Consider the following 17,698-nt stretch of genomic DNA (forward strand, 5'->3'; position numbering starts at 1 on the left):
TATAGCCATCCCGGCCGGCCGGAACATATCGGCACGATCCAGGGGCCGGCGGGCCGCGCGCGGCGTTCGCCGGGCCGGAAACGGCGACGCCGCCCGAAGGCGGCGTCGCATGCCGGGGCGAGGCGCGAGGTTTATTCGCCGCCCAGGTAGAAGTAGCGGAACAGGAACACGATCGCGATGATCCACACGATCGCCTTGACCTCCTTCGCGCGCCCGGTCAGCAGCTTGAGGCCGGCATAGGCGATGAAGCCGAAGGCCACGCCGTTGGCGATCGAGTAGGTGAAGGGCATCAGCAGGGCGGTCAGCGCGGCCGGCACGGCCTCGGTGGCGTCGTCCCAGGACACGTCCACCATGTCGCGCAGCATCAGGCAGGACACGTAGAGCAGGGCCGGCGCGGTGGCATAGGCCGGCACCACGCCGGCCAGCGGCGCGATGAACAGGCACGCGAGGAACAGCACGGCCACCGTCACCGCCGTCATGCCGGTGCGCCCGCCCGCCTGCACGCCCGAGGCGCTCTCGATGTAGGCGGTGGTCGACGAGGTGCCCAGCACCGAGCCGGCCACGATCGCGGTGCTGTCGGCCAGCAGGGCCTTGTTCAGGCGCTGCATCTTGCCTTCCACCAGCAGGCCGGCGCGGTTGGCCACGCCCATCAGGGTGCCGGTGGCGTCGAACAGCTCGACCAGGAAGAACACCAGGATCACGTTGATCACGCCGGTCGACAGCGCGGCCTTGATGTCGAGCTTGAACAGGGTGGGCTCGATCGAGGGCGGCATCGAGACGATGCCGTGGAACTGGTTGCCGCCGAAGAAGAACGACAGCACGGTGACCGCCACGATGCCGATCAGGATCGCGCCGCGCACGCGCAGCGCATCGAGCGTGACGATCAGGAAGAAGCCGACGATCGCCAGGATGGTGGTGGGCTGGTGCAGGTTGCCGAGCGTGACCAGGGTGGCCGGGCTGCCGGTGATCACGCCGGCCGTCTTCAGCGAGATGATGCCGAGGAACAGGCCGATGCCGGCCGTGATCGCCACCCGCAGCGTCTTGGGGATGCCGTTGATGATCGCCTCGCGCACCCGGAACAGGGTGACCAGCAGGAACAGGCAGCCGGAGATGAACACCGCGCCGAGCGCGGCCTCCCAGGTGAAGCCCATGCCCTTGACCACCGCGTAGGCGAAGTAGGCGTTCAGGCCCATGCCCGGCGCGCAGGCCACCGGGTAGTTGGCGTACAGACCCATGATCAGCGAGGCGAGCGCGGCCACCAGGCAGGTCGCGACGAACACCGATTCCTTGGGCATGCCGGCATCGCCGAGAATCGCCGGATTCACGAAGATGATGTAAGCCATGGTAAGGAAGGTGGTCACGCCCGCCAGCAGTTCGGTGCGCAGGTCGGTTCCGGCTTCCTGGAAGCCGAAATACCGTTTGATCGAGTCCATGAAGAGGGTTCTCCGGTCGGTGGTCGTCTTGCTCGACGTTTCGTTCGTGTGACTGGTTTTCGTGGCGGCTCGCGCCGCGCGCGCGTCCTTGGGGATGGCCCGCTGGGGACGGCGACGGGCGGGATTGTAAACGCAGCACGAGCGCGCGCCTACGATTGCCGGGCACGGCACCGACCCGCTACGATGGCGGCTCGTGCGCGCTCGCCCGGCCCCGGACGAACGCCGACATACGATAAGTCGCCAAAAATACCCGAGAGAGCATGTCGAACCATCCCGAACCGAGGCACGCGCGCCGGCTGCCGCGAGCCGGCCGCCAGGCATTTCGAGCGCCGCGTCCGTCGACTTGCGCGGCGTCGTTGCCAGCCATCCCGGCGATCCTTTCGATTTCGTTGCGCGCGCATCGATTGGTGTCGAGACCGGCGCCGGCACGCGATGCACGCGAGGAGGGCCCGCGATGAAGCCCGAACGCCACCGCATCGATGCCGCAACGCCGCCGTGGATGCCGGTCGCCTTCGCCGAGGCAGGCATCGCGCGCTACGGCGCCGGCCGCAGCAATCCGCGCATCGTCGAATACAACGGCGCCACCAACCTGGCCGGCTACGACGACAAGATCTCCTGGTGCTCCTCGTTCGCGAACTGGTGCATGACGCGCGCCGGCCTGGCCGGCACCGGCTCGGCGCTGGCGCGCTCCTGGCTCGACTGGGGACGCGAACTGGCCGAGCCCGTTTACGGCTGCATCGCCGTGCTGATGCGCGACGATCCGAACAGCTGGAAAGGGCACGTCGGTTTTTATCTGCGCCACGAAGGCGACTCGATCGTGCTGTTCGGCGGCAACCAGCTCGACGAAGTGCGCGAGCTGGCCTATCCGCGCGCGGAACTGCTCGCCTATCGCTGGCCGCACGAGATGCAGGGCCGTTGAACGCGAGAAGCGATGGATTTCACGCGGCCGCAATGGCGGCGTCCATCGTTGCAGGCGGCTCGCACCGCGATTGTGCATCGCATCGGGCACGAAAACTGTTCCGTATCGTCCACGCGACACCCGCCGGAAACGCGTTCGTGAAGCCATCCCTTGCCACGCCTGGATTCACGGGCTTTACACATCCGACAATTAACAATGGATCGGAAAGAATCGCATTTTGGATGTAAAAGATTGCAAGGCGCTATCGCGAAAAAGAGGATTGGACTCTAGGATGTAATGGTGGGTCGGACGACTTGGAGGACGCCGATGCAGCGACACGAGATTCGCCGCGTCGACGTCCCGGCAGCAGGCAAAACCGGTATTCGCCGGGCCATGGTGGCCTGGATTCCCGTTCGAATTCATCGGTCGATACGGAGGTAAGCATGTTGAACTGGATCAGTCGTTGGGCGATGCGGCATGCCCCCACTCCCGAGAAAACCGCCGCGTCGATGCTCGTCACGGCGCGCATGGAGTTGTTCACCGCCGAGCAGCGCGTGATCGACGCGAAGCTGCAGGCCGACTACTGGCGCACGCGCGTGTCCTTCCTGGAAGAGGTGCAGAAGCAGGGCATCGATCCGTGGGTCACCGCTGCCGCGCAGCCGGCCGCGGAACCCGCGCCGTCCGCTGTCGCGCGCGGCCAGGGCGGCCCGCGCCTGGCGGCCAGCACCTGACATGACGGCCTGCTTCGCCGTCTCGCGCGCCAAGCGTGATGGCGCGTCCATCCTGTCATTGCCGAATCGAACGGGCTCGCCACGCGGGCCCGTTCTCCTCGCGCATCGCTTCATTCAGCCGGGCCGATTAGCCCTGGCCGCCAGTTCGCGCTCGCGATAAGCGGCCGGGCTCAGTCCGCTCCATCCCTTGAAGGCTCGATAGAACGCGCTCGGCTCCGCGAAGCCGGCCGCGCTCGCCACGTCGGCCACCGTCAGCTCGCTGTCGGCCAGCGCCGCGCAGGCGATCTCGTAGCGCAGCGCATCCTTGATCTCCTGGTACGAGGCGCCTTCCTGGCGCAGCTTGCGCCTGAGCGTGGCCTCGGCCACGTGCAGGCGCGCGGCGATGCCGGCCGCGTCGGGCCAGTCGGCCGGCGAGGCGGCGCGCAGCACCGCGCGTACGCGGCTCGCCAGCGAATCGGGGTTGCGGTACTTGACGATGAAGTTGCCGGGCGCGTTGCGCAGGAAGGTCTTCAGCGAGGCGCCGCTCTGTACCACCGGCAGCGTCGCGAAGGCCGGATCGAACTCGACGCAGGACTCGGGCTGATCGAAGCGCAGGTCCTCGCAGAAGATCTGCTGATAGTCGCGCGCGACCTCGGGCGGCGCGCTGCGCAGCTGCGCGCGCAGCACCGGGATGCGCCGCCCGATCAGCCAGCAGGTCAGCCCATACACCACGATGAAAAAAGTCGCGTAGGCGAACACCGGCGGCCTCGCGTCGGCCTCGCGATGCACGAAGCGCAGCCGCACGCGCTGCGCGTCGACATCGAGTTCGGCGTGCAGGTCGTCGAGCACGCCGCGCATCACGTTGAGCGCGCGCGACAGCGCGCTCAGCCCGCTGCGCGCGCCCAGCGCCGCCTGGCTCATGGCGATGAAGGTGCCGCTGCGCATCGGGTGCGAATCCTGGCCGAAGAACTCGTCGTCGAGCGTGCGCGCGATCGCGTTCCAGAGCGCGCCGTACTGGCGCGCGCTCACATGCGCCTCGGGATCGGCCAGCGCATCCGGCGCGATGCCGGCCTGCGCGAGCAGCGCGTCGGGGTCGGCGCCGCCCTGGCGCGCGAGCGCGATGCTGGTGGCGACCAGGCGGATCGAGACGGTTCCTTTGTCGGCGGCTTTCATGCGGGGTAGGTCCGAGGTGCGGGCGGCGCGGCCCCTGGCGGCGAGGCACGCGCTTTGGGGGCGAGATTCGGGGCGATATGGCACGCACGAACCTGCTATGGCAAAAACGATCATTGTAATTGAGTGCGGCGAGCATCGAAACACCGCCCTGCCTTGCCTACACTGACGTCATCGACGAACGAATCAGTTACCGGCTGCCGCGCGCGGCACCGGATCAGGAGACAGGCCCCGCCATGGATGCGCTCTATACCGAAGACCAGCGGATGATTCGCGACAGCGTCCGCGATTTCTCCACCGAAGTGCTCGCGCCGAACGCGGCGCAATGGGACCGCGAGGGCGCGCTGCCCGATCGCGTGGTCGCGCAGATGGGCGAACTGGGCCTGCTCGGCATGGTGGTGCCGGCCGAGTGGGACGGCTCGTATACCGATTACACCGCCTATGCGCTGGCGGTGGAGGAAATCGCCGCCGGCTGCGCGTCCTGCGCCACGCTGATGAGTGTGCAGAACTCGGTGTGCTGCGGCCCGATCCTGAACTACGGCACCGACGCGCAGCGCGATCGCTGGTTGCGCGAGCTGGCCTCGGGCCGAATGGTCGGCTCGTTCTGCCTGACCGAGCCGCAGGCCGGCTCCGAGGCGAACAACCTGCGCACCCGCGCGGTGCTGCAGGACGGCCGCTGGGTGCTGAACGGCAGCAAGCAGTTCATCTCGAACGCCTCGCGCGCCGGCGTGGCGATCGTTTTTGCCATGACCGATCCCGAGCAGGGCAAGCGCGGCCTGTCGGCCTTCATCGTGCCGACCGACACGCCCGGCTTCAACGTCGGCAAGCCCGAGAAGAAGCTCGGCATCCGCGCCTCGGACACCTGCCCGATCACGCTGGAGAACTGCGCGATCCCCGAGGAGAACCTGCTCGGCGCGCGCGGCGAGGGCCTCAAGATCGCGCTGGCGAATCTCGAGGGCGGGCGCATCGGCATCGCCGCGCAGGCGGTGGGCATCGCGCGTGCCGCCTTCGACAAGGCCTGCCGCTACGCCGCCGAGCGCACCCAATTCGGCAAGCCGATCAAGGAGCACCAGGCGATCGCCGAGAAGCTCGCCGACATGGCCACCCAGCTGAACGCGGCGCGCCTGCTGGTGCATCACGCCGCGCGGCTGCGCACCGAAGGGCTGCCCTGCCTGTCGGAAGCCTCGCAGGCCAAGCTGTTCGCCTCGGAGATGGCCGAGAAGGTCTGCTCCGACGCGATCCAGGTCCACGGCGGCTACGGCTACCTGGCCGATTACGAAGTCGAGCGCCATTACCGCGATGCGCGCATCACGCAGATCTACGAAGGGACCAGCGAAGTGCAGCGCATGGTGATCGCGCGGCAGCTCTGATCCGGCACGCGAGGCCGGCGTATGATCACCCCCACACGACGACGCACGAACCAACGTTGCGCGACGAGACGGAAGGAGACGAAACGATGACGGCACAGGCTTTCCTCGATGCCCGCGATTTCCTGCTGCGGCACCGGACCGACTACGACACGGCCTATCGCGATTTCCGCTGGCCGCAGCTAGCGTCGTTCAACTGGGCGCTCGACTACTTCGACGCGATGGCGCACGGCAACGAACGCCCCGCGCTGTGGATCGTCGATGCCGCGACGGGCGCGGGCGAGCCGGTTTCGTTCGCGCGCATGTCGGAGCAATCGTCGAGGATTGCCAATCATCTGCGCCGGCTCGGCGTGGGCCGCGGCGACCGCCTGCTGCTGATGCTGCCGAACCGCGTCGAACTGTGGGAGACCATGCTGGCCGCGATGAAGCTCGGCGCGGTGGTGCTGCCCGCCACCACCCAGCTGCCCGCTGAGGAGATCCGTGATCGCGTGACGATCGGCGGCGCGCGCTACGCGGTGATCGACGCGGCCGAGGCCGCGAAATTCGACCAGGCCGGCGTGGAGGTGACGCGCATCATCGTCGGCGGCGCGCGCGAGGGCTGGCTGCGCTACGACGAGGGCTACGCCGCCCCGGCCGAATTCGCACCCGACGCGCCCACCCACGTCGACGACACGCTGCTGCTCTATTTCACCTCGGGCACCACCTCCAAGCCGAAGCTGGTCGAGCACACCCATCGCACCTACCCGGTCGGCAGCCTGTCCACGCTGTACTGGATCGGCCTGCAACCGGGCGACATCCACTGGAACATCAGCTCGCCGGGCTGGGCCAAGCATGCCTGGAGCTGCTTCTTCGCGCCCTGGAACGCGCAGGCCTGCGTGTTCGCCTTCAACTACACGCGCTTCGATCCCAAGCAGGCGCTCGACGCGCTGGTGCGCTACGGCATCACCACGCTGTGCGCGCCGCCGACGGTCTGGCGCATGCTGGTGCAGCAGCCGCTGGCCTCCTACGCGGTCAAGCTGCGCGAGATCATCGGCGCGGGCGAGCCGCTCAATCCCGAGATCATCGAGCGCGTGCGCCGCGCCTGGGGCATTACCATCCGCGACGGTTACGGCCAGACCGAAACCACCTGCCTGATCGGCAATTCGCCGGGCCAGCCGGTGGTGGCCGGCTCGATGGGTCGCCCGCTGCCGGGTTATCGCGTGGCCCTGCTCGATCCCGACGGCGCGCCGGTGGAGGAGGGCGAGATCGCGCTGCCGCTGGACGGCGAGCGTCCCGCCGGCCTGATGACCGGCTACGCCAACCACGCCGAGGCCACCGCGCGCGCGATGCGCGACGGCTACTACCGCACCTCCGACATCGCGCTGCGCCGCGACGACGGTTATTACCTCTACATCGGCCGTGCCGACGACGTGTTCAAGTCCTCCGACTACCGCCTGAGCCCGTTCGAGCTGGAGAGCGTGCTGATCGAGCATCCGGCGATCGCCGAGGCGGCCGTGGTGCCGAGCCCCGATCCGTTGCGCCTGTCGGTGCCCAAGACGGTGGTGATGCTGCGCACCGGCTACGAGCCCGATGCGGCGCTGGCCCGGGAGATCTTCCGCTTCTCCCGCGAGAAGCTGGCGCCCTACAAGCGGATCCGCCGGCTGCAGTTCGCCGAGCTGCCCAAGACCATCTCCGGCAAGATCCGCCGCGTCGAGCTGCGCCGCCGCGAGCTGGAGCGCGATGCCGATCCCTCGCTGCGCATGCCCGACGAATACTGGGAGGAGGATTTCCCCAACGAGTGAAGCGGGGCCGGCCGGCCCACGAGGATTGCCGATCGCCGTCGCGCGCACCGTATCGAACGGCGCGCGTGCGCCATTCACCGGCCGCCGCGCGTTTCGCGCGACGGCCTTCAAGGAGAGCCGAACCATGAACGCAACGCCGATGCCCCGCGCGGGGCAGTCCCTGCCGACGGTCAAGCTGCTGATCGACGGCGAATTCGTCGAGTCGGCCACCCGCGAGTGGCGCGAGATCGTCAACCCGGCCACCCAGGAGGTGCTGGCGCGCGTGCCTTTCGCGACCGTCGCCGAGGTGGACGCCGCCGTGCGCGCCGCGCATGCCGCGTTCGCGCAATGGAAGAGCACGCCGATCGGCGCGCGCATGCGCATCATGCTGAAGTACCAGGACCTGATCCGCGCCAACCAGCAGCGCATTGCCAGGACGCTGACGGCCGAGCAGGGCAAGACCCTGCCCGATGCAGAGGGCGACATCTTCCGCGGCCTCGAGGTGGTCGAGCATGCCTGCTCGATCGGCTCGCTGCAGCTCGGCGAGTTCGCCGAGAACGTGGCCGGCAGCGTCGACACCTACACGCTGCGCCAGCCGCTGGGCGTGTGCGCCGGCATCACGCCGTTCAACTTCCCGGCCATGATCCCGCTGTGGATGTTCCCGATGGCCCTGGTCTGCGGCAACACCTTCGTGCTGAAGCCTTCCGAGCAGGATCCGCTGTCGACCATGGAGCTGGTCGAGCTGGCGATCGAGGCGGGCGTGCCCAAGGGCGTGCTCAACGTGGTGCACGGCGGCAAGGAAGTGGTCGACGCGATCTGCACGCACGAGCTGGTGAAGGCGGTGTCCTTCGTCGGCTCGACGGCGGTCGGCACCCACGTCTACCGGCTCGCCGGCGAGCACGGCAAGCGCGTGCAGTCGATGATGGGCGCCAAGAACCACGCGGTGGTGCTGCCCGACGCGAACCGCGAGCAGACCCTCAACGCGCTGGCGGGCGCCGCTTTCGGCGCGGCCGGCCAGCGCTGCATGGCCACCTCGGTGGCGGTGCTGGTGGGCGCCGCGCGCGACTGGCTGCCGGACCTGGTGGCGCGTGCGAAGACGCTCAAGGTCAATGCCGGCGTCGAGCCCGGCACCGACGTCGGCCCGCTGGTGTCGAAGGCGGCCAAGGCGCGCGTGCTGTCGCTGATCGAGGAGGGCGTGGCCGCCGGTGCGACGCTCGCGCTCGACGGCCGCGGCGTGACGGTGCCCGGCTACGAGGACGGCAACTTCGTCGGGCCCACGGTGTTCACCGACGTGAAGACCGACATGAGCATCTATACCAAGGAGATCTTCGGGCCGGTGCTGGTGGTGCTGAGCGCCGACACGCTCGACGAGGCCATCGCCCTGGTCAACGCCAATCCGTTCGGCAACGGCGTGGGCCTGTTCACGCAGAGCGGGGCGGCGGCGCGCAAGTTCCAGAGCGAGATCGACATCGGCCAGGTCGGCATCAACATCCCGATCCCGGTACCGGTGCCGTACTTCAGCTTCACCGGCTCGCGCGGCTCCAAGCTCGGCGACCTCGGCCCCTACGGCAAGCAGGTGGTGCAGTTCTATACGCAGACCAAGACCGTCACCGCGCGCTGGTTCGACGACGACGCCACGGCCGGCGCGGTCAACACCACCATCCGGCTCGGCTGAGACGGGACAAGACAGCGATAGCGACATCGGGAGAACGTCATGAAGATCGGATTCATCGGCCTCGGCCACATGGGCGCGCCGATGGCGCTCAATCTCGTCAAGGCCGGCCACGAGGTGCGGGCCTTCGACCTCAGCGAGGACGCGCTGCGGCTGGTGGCCGACGGCGGCGCGAAGCTGGCGGGCTCGGCGCGCGAGGCGGCCGAGGGCGCCGAGTTCGTGATCACCATGCTGCCGGCCGCGGTCCACGTGCGCCGCGCGCTGACGGACGAGAACGGGGTGCTGGCCGGGCTCGCGCCGGGTGCCACGGTGATCGACTCGAGCACCATCGACCCGGCCAGCGCGCAGGCCTTCGGCGAGCTGGTGCGCGAGCGCGGCGGCGCCTTCGTCGACGCGCCCGTGTCGGGCGGTACCGGCGGCGCCGCGGCCGGCACGCTGACCTTCATGGTCGGCGGCAGCGTGGCCGAGTTCGAGCGCGTCACGCCGGTGCTCACCGGCATGGGCCGCAACGTGGTGCATTGCGGGCCGACCGGGATGGGGCAGGTGGCCAAGGTCTGCAACAACCTGGTGCTCGGCATCTCGATGGCCGGCGTGGCCGAGGCGATGTCGCTGGGCGTGGCGCTCGGCATCGACCCGAAGGTGCTGGGCGGCATCCTCAACACCTCGACCGGCCGCTGCTGGAGCGCGGACACCTACAACCCCTACCCGGGCGTGATCGAAACCGCGCCGTCCTCGCGCGGCTACACCGGCGGCTTCGGCACCGACCTGATGTTGAAGGACCTGGGCCTGGCCAACGACGCCGCGAAGCAGGTGCGCCAGCCCGTCTATCTCGGCGCGCTCGCGCAGCAGCTCTACCAGACCGTGAGCAGCCGCGGCGACGGCCGGCTCGATTTCTCGGCGGTGATCCGCCTCTACCAGATGCCCGCTTCCAAGGATTCCCGATGATCGAACTCACCGAAATCGACGGCGGCGCGATCGCGCTGCTGACGCTGTCGCGGCCGCCCGCCAACGCCTTCACGGCCGAGGGCCTGGCCGAGCTGGAGCGCAGCGTGGCGCGGCTCGAGGCGACGCCCGCGCTGCGCGCGCTGGTGATCACCGGCGCCGGCCCGAAATTCTTCTGCGGCGGGGCCGACCTCGACACCTTCGCCAGCGGCGACCACGCCGTGGCGCGCGCCATGGCCGCGCGTTTCGGCGCCGCCTTCGCGAAGCTGCAGGCCGCGCGTTTCGTGACGATCGCCGCGATCAACGGTTATGCGATGGGCGGCGGCCTGGAGTGCGCGCTGGCCTGCGATATGCGGATCGCCGAGCGGCATGCGCAGATGGCGCTGCCCGAGCCGGCGGTCGGCCTGCTGCCCTGCGGGCTCGGCACCCAGACGCTGCCCTGGCTGGTCGGCGAGGGCTGGGCCAAGCGCATCGTGCTGGCCGGCCTGCGCGTCGATGCCGAGACGGCGCTGCGCATCGGCCTGGTCGAGGAGCTGGTGGAGACCGGCGCCGCGCGCGAGGCCGGCATCGAGCTGGCGCGCCGCGTGGCCGCTCTCGCGCCGCGCGCCACCGAATCGAGCAAGGCGCTGATCGTGCTGGCGCGGCAGGGGGTGCCCTTCGATGCCGCCGTCGCGCTGGAGCGCGAACGTTTCGTCGACCTGTTCGACACCGGCGAGCCGCGCGAAGGCGTGGCCGCCTTCTTCGGCAAGCGTCGCCCCGACTGGCACGCGGCCCATCACGGAGACAAGCAATGAGCATGGCGCTACAGGCATCCATGGTTTCTTCCGCCTCGGCGCCGGCGGCCGAGGCGTCAACGGCGTTCACCTCGGCCGGCGCGGCTGCCGCGGCCAGCAACGGCCCCGACGTGACGATGCGCGTGATCAATCGCGTCGCCGTCATCACGCTCGACCGGCCGGCCGCGCTGAACGCGCTCTCGCACGCGATGGTGCGCGAGCTCGCGGTACTGGTGGAGCGTTGCCGCGAGGACCCGCAGATTCTCGCCATCGTGCTGCGCGGCGCCGGCGAGAAGGGCTTCTGCGCGGGCGGCGACGTGCGCGCGCTGTATCACGAGGCGAAGGCCGGCTCACGCGACTGGCTGCAATTCTTCGTCGACGAATACCGGCTCGACTACGCGCTGCACACCTTTCCGAAGCCGGTGGTGGCGCTGATGGACGGCATCACCATGGGCGGCGGCATGGGGCTCGCGCAGGGTGCCGCGCTGCGCGTGACCACCGAGCGCAGCAAGCTGGCGATGCCGGAAACGCGCATCGGTTTCGTGCCCGACGTGGGCGCCACGCACTTCCTGTCGGCGCTGCCGGTGGAGCTGGCGCTCTACATCGGGCTGACCGGCGTGACCCTGTCGGGCGCCGATGCATTGGTCGCCCGTCTCGCCGATCTTTGCGTGCCGGCCTCGTGGCTGGAGACCTTCGAGCAGCGCCTGGAACGTGCCGAGCTGGGCGGGCCCGACCTGCCGGGCGCGCTGCGCGCGGTGTTCGAGCCGCCCTGCAACATCGTTCCGCATGCCGCGCTGGATGGTCAGCTACCCTGGATCGTCCGGCACTTCGACCGGCGCTCCAGCGTCGAGCGGATCGTCGCCACGCTGCGTCATGACCTCGGCCGCGAGGAGAGCAGCCGTGAATACCGGCAATGGCTGCAGGCCACGCTCGATGCCTTGACCGGCCATTCGCCGACCATGCTGCTGGTCACGCGCGACGCGCTGCTGCGCGGGCGCCAGATGACGCTGGCCGAATCGTTCCGCATGGAGCTGTCGATCGGCTCGCGCGCGATCGAGGACGGCGATTTCGTCGAGGGCGTTCGCGCGCACCTGGTGGACAAGGATCGCCGTCCGCGCTGGGCGCCGGCCACGCTGACGGAGGTGCGCGGCGAGCGGGTGCGGCATTTCCTGAGCTCGCCGTGGAAGCTGGAGGCGCATCCGCTGGTGGATCTGGGGCGGGAGTGAGGGGCGGTTTCTCCAGTCCTGGATATCATCGCTGACCGGCTGCATCGAACCGGGCGTCGACTGAAAATGAGAGGGGCGGATGGTGAAAACTGTCCGCCCCTTTCGTTTCCCGCATGCCGAAGCCGGGTTCGCGCGAGAGCGGACCGCGACCACGACCTTGCCGGCCGCCTTCGATTGTCTCGTCGTGCCGGCCACAATCCGCCGGCGTCGATGTTCCATCGACGATTTCACCAGTATCCGCCGGCGATTCCTGCAGGATCCGGTGCCTGCCGCACCGCGACAGCGCTTGCCGCGCGATCCTGAAATTCCGCGTAACAAACCCGACCTGAAAGATGGAATAGCGCCGATCGGCAAGCTGTTCTGGTAGGGCAGGCACACATGCTCCGGCGATGCGTCCTGCCAGGCGTACCGATGGCGTCTTCAAGGTGCCGGCGCGATGCCCCGCGCCCCGCCACCCGCCCGTCGAACAGGACGAAATCATGCGTACTCTCATTGGACTCGGCATCGTGCTCGCCAGCTGCGCGGCCTGCACCACGCCGGTTGCCTCGCCATCCTCCCTGGCGGATCCGTCGCTCGGCACGGCGGGAACGGCGGCGGCGCCTCCCGTTTGCCGGAGCGTCAACACCAGCGCGGTGATCGACGGCGCCACGCAGAACCTGACCGGCCTGGCATGTCGCCAGCCCGACGGCAGTTGGCGGATCCAGCAGCCGGATGCGGCGATCGATGCAGATGCCGCGGTCCTGCCCGCCTACGCGGATTACGCGGTCTTCCCGTATTACGACCCCTGGTTCTACGGGCCCTGGACCTTCGGCTTCGGCGGCTCGTTCGTGTTCGTCCACCACTTCCACCATGTCGATCACGGCCACTTCGGCGGATACGGCGGTTTTCACAACGGGTTCCATCACGGCGGCGGTCTCCATGGCGGCGGCTTCCACGCAGGCAGCAGCTTCCATGGCGGCGGGCGGCATTGATCCGTGATGTCGCGTCCGCGCGGCGGGAGCCCGCGATGAGCTTGCCCGCCTTCCTGAGGATCGCCGCGTGGCTGGCGATCGCGGCATGCATGTCGCCGCCGCTCGCGCACGGCGCGGCGGCGAGCGAGGCCGCCGCGCCCGCCGGGCAGCCCGATGTTTCGCCGGCGCAGGTCGGCGCGCTGCCGCTCGATCGGCAGGTGCGCTGGCTGCGTCGCGCGGCCGAAACGGGCGCGCTGGAAAAGCTCGACGACGCGGCGCTGCTCGCGCTGTTCCAGTCGCTCGATGCGTCGACGCTGCCGCGCTACATCGAGCAAGGGCCCAATGCCTATGCCTCGTACGAATTCACGATGCGGCGCCAGGAGCGCATCCATGGCACCTGGCCGAGCCGGCCCGATCACATGCTGGTGCGTTTGAGCAGCAAGCCGCTGCGGATTTACGCGAAATGGCTGCCCGACGGCGCGCATGCCGGGCAGGAAATCATCTATGACGAGTCGCGCCGCCGCGACCAGTTGTATGGCCATCTCGGCGGCCTGCTGAACGTACTGCCCGTGTGGGCCTCGTTGAACGGTGCGCTGGCGCATACGCAGTCGCGCCATCCGGTGCGCGATATCGGCACGGCCTTCATCGCGGGCCAGTTCCTGGCCGAGGGGGCGAAGCTCGGGGAGGCGGGCGGCCAGCATCCGGCGCGCATCGAGGTGAAGACCATCGACGGCGTGCGCGTCGTCGCGTTCACCTACGAAACGCCGACCGGCCAGCCCGAGTACTACGCGAAGAAGGAAACGCTGGGGCTCGATCTGCGGCATCCGTGGTTCCGGACCGCCGAATCCTATGACAACGACGGCCGCCTCTTCGAGCAGGTGGTGTTCGAGACGATCACGCCGCGGGACTTCGACGATTCGGCGTTCGATCCCGCGAATCCCGCATACCGGTTCCACTGAACCGGGCAAGCCGCGCCGTCAAGGTCGAGGTGCTTGTCGGGGGACGACATTGTTCAAGAATCCGAACGATGAATTCGGGCGGCTGCCGTATATGGGCAAGCCGCGCGTCGGTGGAATTTTCCTCGACGAATCTTCTTGCGCCGGGATCGCGAGTCCGCGGCACGCGGCACGACGAAGTCGTGCTGCGCGACGTGCCCACCGGCGCCGGCGTGCTCGATCTCGTCGAATGGACCGACGCGGTGAAGGCGACCGGCTACCGGGGATGGTTGAGCTGCGAGCTGTTCTGCCGGCGGCGGCAGCAACAGAACGGTTTTCGCGTGCCGGTGGAATTGAAGGCATTGATGACTCGCCTGATCGAATCGCCGCGCGCGGCGCAGGCAGGCACCGAGGCCCGGCCTCGATGAGCGGGGCGGGACTTCGCGATGGCTGGAATGCTTAGCTGAAATCCTTGGTTGTCCCCATCAAGCCCGGCTCCTAGCATGTGCCGACGACATTGCCGTGCCGCGCGCCCTGGCGCCCGGCACGGCTTCCTGTCGCCTGTTCATTCGAGGAACGAGCCGATGAGTCACGAGCCGGAAACACTGAAATTCGCCTACTGGGTGCCCAACGTCAGCGGCGGCCTGGTGGTCAGCAAGATCGAGCAGCGCACCAGCTGGGATATCGACTACAACCGCAAGCTCGCGCAACTGGCCGAGCGCAACGGCTTCGACTACGCGCTGTCGCAGATCCGCTTCACGGCCGGCTACGGAGCCGAGTACCAGCACGAATCGGTGGCGATCAGCCATGCGCTGCTGGCCGCCACCGAGCGCCTCAAGGTGATCGCGGCGATCCTGCCGGGCCCCTGGCATCCGGCGGTGGTGGCCAAGCAGCTCGCCACCATCGACCAGCTCACCGGCGGGCGCGTCGCGATCAACGTGGTCAGCGGCTGGTTCAAGGGCGAGTTCACCGCGATCGGCGAGCCCTGGCTCGAACACGACGAGCGCTATCGCCGCTCCGAGGAATTCATCCGGGCCGTGCGCGGTGTCTGGACCGAGGACAACTTCACGTTCCGCGGCGACTTCTACCGCTTCCACGACTACACGCTCAAGCCCAAGCCGATCCAGCAGCCGCATCCGGAGATCTTCCAGGGCGGCAACTCGGCGGCGGCGCGCAGGATGGCCGCGGCCGTCTCCGACTGGTACTTCATGAACGGCAACACGCTCGAGGGCCATCGCGCGCAGATCGAGGAGATCGGCGCGGCGGCGGCCGAGCAGGGGCGCCGCGTGCGCTTCGGGGTGAACGCCTTCGTGATCGCGCGCGATACCGAGGAGGAGGCGCGCGCGGTGCTCGACGAGATCGTCCGGCATGCCGACGTGGAGGCCGTCAATGCCTTCGGCCACGCCGTCAAGCAGGCCGGCAAGGCCGCGCCCGAGGGGCAGGGCATGTGGGCCAACTCGACGTTCGAGGACCTGGTGCAGTACAACGACGGTTTCCGCACCAACCTGATCGGCACGCCCGAGCAGATCGCCGAGCGCATCGTGGCGCTGAAGTCGATCGGCGTCGACCTGGTGCTGGCCGGCTTCCTGCACTACCACGAGGAGGTCGAATACTTCGGCCAGCGCGTGCTGCCGCTGGTGCGCGAACTGGAGCGCCGGCGCGAGGCGCAGCCGGCCTGAACCCGCTGCGGGAAGCTCGGCGGTGGCGCCGATCGCCGGTACCGCCGCCGCGCTTCCCGGTTTGAAACGAAACGATCGTTTCAAACGTCATAATCGTGAAACCAAATCTCACTGTTAATCAACTGATTAACATAACGAAATGAAGGCCGGCAGAATGCCGGTCGATCGACATAGTCCTCCTCGCGCCCTTCCCTGGCGTCCCGTCGCGTTCTCCCCAACTCCCTTTCTTCGACCAGAAACCCCGGCTGGCGTGCCATCTGGCATAACGCGCCGAATTCGGGAAATGGATGTCGCATTCCGCTCACGCGCAATTCGCATAAAACAAGGGTTAGATTTCCTAACACAGCGTAACTCGTTTCAAAAGTATTTTTTTGTAGAGGGCGCTGTGTCATGGAAAATCCAGTACAGTCGCGGTGCTGGCAATCCATAACAATGAATTGCGACGCAAACGGCGCTGTCGCCGGCCTGATCAGGGCGGTCGATGGCGGCTCGGGCGGCGCGGCGCATTGTGACCCGCGTGTGGCCGGTGGCATCGGCCGGCACGGTTCGCGAGGCTGGCTTCGCGAATGGGGTCGGGGCTTCGTGTGTCCGGCTTGTTGCGGCATGCGGATGCTGGCTACTTTTTTCATCCGGCGGTTTTGAGAGGAATCGCCGGAGGGAACCCGGATCGGGCGCCGTTCAGATGCGGCCGGCGGGTCCCGGTGGTGGGCGCATCGATGTCCGGCGCAATGGACCGGCCACGACGGCGTCGAGACCTGTCGCGAGGTCGGCCGTAGCCGTGCGGCACGATCGGTGGACGCGGGCAGGGGAAGATCGGCAGGACCCGGCGCCGGCAGGTGCCGCCGCGATGCCTTGGTCGATTCATCGATCCGGCGAGGACGCGCCTGGGCTGCACAACAACATATTCCGAGGAACACGAATTGGTCGAGATATTTGGCAAGCTAGGGAAAATCATATCCAGCACCGGTACCGAGCGCTTCACCTCGGATCTGCACGCCTTGCTCGTCGGATCCGTGAAGGTCGCCTCGACCAAGATCACCGCGTGGTCGGTCAACGAGAGCAAGGGCGAAATCGTCGGGGTGCACCTGCTCGGCGCCTTCGCCTCGCATGACCAGGACATCCGCACCACCATCCTCAAGGACGAGCTGGAGCGCGGCATCGCGCGCGATCCGCTGTCGATGAAGATCCTCGCGGCGTCCGACACGCAGCTGATCCACATGAACGCGCCGCGCCACTGCGAGTCGAGCAGCGGTTTCGAGGCCATGCCCTCGTGTCGCTACGACCGCGGCTTCCAGTGCCACCTGGTCTCGCGCAAGGCGAACCGGCGCTACGTGATCTCGCTGTATCGCCCCGACCAGTCCTACGACTTCACCCTGCAGGAAATGTCCTTCCTCAAGAGCTGCGCGGAGATGCTGCTGCCGCTGGTGGAGATGCACGCCTCGCACCGCCGCTACGCGGCCAGCGCGCGCCCGGTGGCCGACGAGCGCGAGTCCAGCGAGAAGACGCGCAACGAATCGCTGCGCAGCGAGTTCGAGCATCGCCTGTCGAGCGCGGCCGTGGTGCTGTCCGACCGCGAGATCGAGGTCTGCGTCGGCCTGCTGACCGGCAGTACCTTCCGCGAGATGGCCGAGACGCTCGGCGTCAAGCACAGCACGGTGGAAACCTATATCAAGCGCGCCGCGACCAAGCTCGGTTTCAAGGGGCGCCACGGGCTGGTCAAGTGGGTGCTCGAGGAAGCCTGAGGCGGGCCGGCGGCGCGATGCAACAGCAAGGCGGGATGGCGGCAAGGTAGGACGGGCGGCGCGAGGGCGGCAGGTGCCGATCGACGCCGCGGGCTCGATGCTCGCGCGCGTCGACGACAACGTTTGCGCGCCTGCGGGCGCGGCGATTCACATCATCGAGAGAGAAGGGCCATGCAGCGGGAATTCGAGGAAACCAGCACGCGCGATGCGCGCGATATCGTCTCGATGCTCTGGTATCGCGCGGACGGCTCGCGCCTGGACGGCGGCCGTCCGGTGCAGACGGTGATCGTCAGCGCCGGGCTGGAAGCCTCGCACGAGGCGGCGCTCGCCGAGCCGGAAGCGGTCGAGGCGGGCTGAGGCCGGAGCAAGGGGAGGGGAGGGAAGGGCGAGGCAAGGAATCGGCGCAGCGCCGGCCGGGCGCCGTGACAGGCGGCCGATCGA

The 17,698-nt window shown here is 68.4% G+C and carries 17 protein-coding genes; 15 read left to right on the forward strand and 2 right to left on the reverse strand.

Going from position 1 to position 17,698, the window contains the following annotated elements; translation table 11 throughout:
• Positions 1-131: 131 nt before the first annotated feature.
• Positions 132-1,433 (reverse strand): NCS2 family permease, encoded by a 1,302-nt coding sequence (locus FB600_RS26200; RefSeq protein ID WP_036035609.1) that lies wholly within the window; start codon positions 1,431-1,433, stop codon positions 132-134.
• Positions 1,434-1,887: 454 nt separating this feature from the next.
• On the opposite strand from FB600_RS26200, the gene FB600_RS26205 reads away from it, so the two are divergent.
• Positions 1,888-2,352, forward strand: coding sequence for a TIGR02594 family protein (locus FB600_RS26205; protein ID WP_036053953.1), 465 nt, complete (start codon positions 1,888-1,890; stop codon positions 2,350-2,352).
• Between the two features lie 422 nt (positions 2,353-2,774).
• On the forward strand, positions 2,775-3,062 hold the full coding sequence (locus tag FB600_RS26210) for a hypothetical protein (protein ID WP_013689680.1): 288 nt from the start codon (positions 2,775-2,777) through the stop codon (positions 3,060-3,062).
• A 114-nt stretch (positions 3,063-3,176) separates the two neighbouring features.
• On the opposite strand, the gene FB600_RS26215 is transcribed toward FB600_RS26210, so the two are convergent.
• Positions 3,177-4,214 (reverse strand): AraC family transcriptional regulator, encoded by a 1,038-nt coding sequence (locus tag FB600_RS26215; protein WP_096752708.1) that lies wholly within the window; start codon positions 4,212-4,214, stop codon positions 3,177-3,179.
• A gap of 233 nt (positions 4,215-4,447) precedes the next feature.
• Here FB600_RS26215 and FB600_RS26220 point away from each other — a divergent pair, with 233 nt between their 5' ends.
• From FB600_RS26220 to FB600_RS26285, 13 genes are all read left to right on the forward strand, one after another.
• Entirely contained in the window at positions 4,448-5,581 is a 1,134-nt protein-coding gene (locus FB600_RS26220; protein WP_017920455.1) for an acyl-CoA dehydrogenase, read from the forward strand.
• Positions 5,582-5,667: 86 nt separating this feature from the next.
• Positions 5,668-7,359, forward strand: a complete 1,692-nt coding sequence (locus FB600_RS26225; RefSeq protein ID WP_096753002.1) for an AMP-binding protein — start codon at positions 5,668-5,670, stop codon at positions 7,357-7,359.
• 124 nt (positions 7,360-7,483) lie between these two features.
• Entirely contained in the window at positions 7,484-9,013 is a 1,530-nt protein-coding gene (locus tag FB600_RS26230) for a CoA-acylating methylmalonate-semialdehyde dehydrogenase (protein ID WP_105859605.1), read from the forward strand.
• A gap of 39 nt (positions 9,014-9,052) precedes the next feature.
• Complete coding sequence (gene mmsB / locus FB600_RS26235; protein WP_013689685.1) at positions 9,053-9,955, forward strand: 3-hydroxyisobutyrate dehydrogenase; 903 nt, start codon at positions 9,053-9,055, stop codon at positions 9,953-9,955.
• Positions 9,952-10,746, forward strand: a complete 795-nt coding sequence (locus tag FB600_RS26240; RefSeq protein WP_145757554.1) for an enoyl-CoA hydratase — start codon at positions 9,952-9,954, stop codon at positions 10,744-10,746. Before mmsB ends, FB600_RS26240 begins: the two co-directional genes overlap by 4 nt.
• Positions 10,743-11,951: an enoyl-CoA hydratase/isomerase family protein gene (locus FB600_RS26245; RefSeq protein ID WP_096752710.1), complete on the forward strand. Its 1,209-nt coding sequence runs from the start codon at positions 10,743-10,745 to the stop codon at positions 11,949-11,951. The genes FB600_RS26240 and FB600_RS26245 overlap by 4 nt, the downstream gene beginning before the upstream one ends.
• A 79-nt stretch (positions 11,952-12,030) precedes the next feature.
• Positions 12,031-12,318 carry a hypothetical protein gene (locus FB600_RS26250; RefSeq protein WP_124076796.1) on the forward strand — a complete coding sequence of 96 codons (288 nt, stop codon included), beginning with the start codon at positions 12,031-12,033 and terminating at the stop codon, positions 12,316-12,318.
• Between the two features lie 112 nt (positions 12,319-12,430).
• Positions 12,431-12,922, forward strand: a complete 492-nt coding sequence (locus FB600_RS26255) for a hypothetical protein (RefSeq protein ID WP_145757553.1) — start codon at positions 12,431-12,433, stop codon at positions 12,920-12,922.
• 35 nt (positions 12,923-12,957) lie between these two features.
• Positions 12,958-13,860: a DUF1571 domain-containing protein gene (locus FB600_RS26260; RefSeq protein ID WP_098182661.1), complete on the forward strand. Its 903-nt coding sequence runs from the start codon at positions 12,958-12,960 to the stop codon at positions 13,858-13,860.
• A 68-nt stretch (positions 13,861-13,928) separates the two neighbouring features.
• On the forward strand, positions 13,929-14,264 hold the full coding sequence (locus FB600_RS26265; RefSeq protein ID WP_244102638.1) for a sugar phosphate isomerase/epimerase: 336 nt from the start codon (positions 13,929-13,931) through the stop codon (positions 14,262-14,264).
• A 156-nt stretch (positions 14,265-14,420) separates the two neighbouring features.
• On the forward strand, positions 14,421-15,515 hold the full coding sequence (gene sfnG, locus FB600_RS26270) for a dimethylsulfone monooxygenase SfnG (RefSeq protein WP_096752713.1): 1,095 nt from the start codon (positions 14,421-14,423) through the stop codon (positions 15,513-15,515).
• 920 nt (positions 15,516-16,435) lie between these two features.
• Positions 16,436-17,257: a LuxR C-terminal-related transcriptional regulator gene (locus tag FB600_RS26280; RefSeq protein ID WP_025099873.1), complete on the forward strand. Its 822-nt coding sequence runs from the start codon at positions 16,436-16,438 to the stop codon at positions 17,255-17,257.
• Between the two features lie 171 nt (positions 17,258-17,428).
• A complete protein-coding gene (locus tag FB600_RS26285; RefSeq protein ID WP_145757552.1) occupies positions 17,429-17,614 on the forward strand; it encodes a hypothetical protein in 186 nt (61 codons plus the stop codon).
• The last annotated feature ends 84 nt before the right edge of the window (positions 17,615-17,698 follow it).

This window comes from Burkholderia sp. SJZ089, from assembly GCF_007828315.1.
Classification (GTDB): domain Bacteria; phylum Pseudomonadota; class Gammaproteobacteria; order Burkholderiales; family Burkholderiaceae; genus Burkholderia; species Burkholderia gladioli.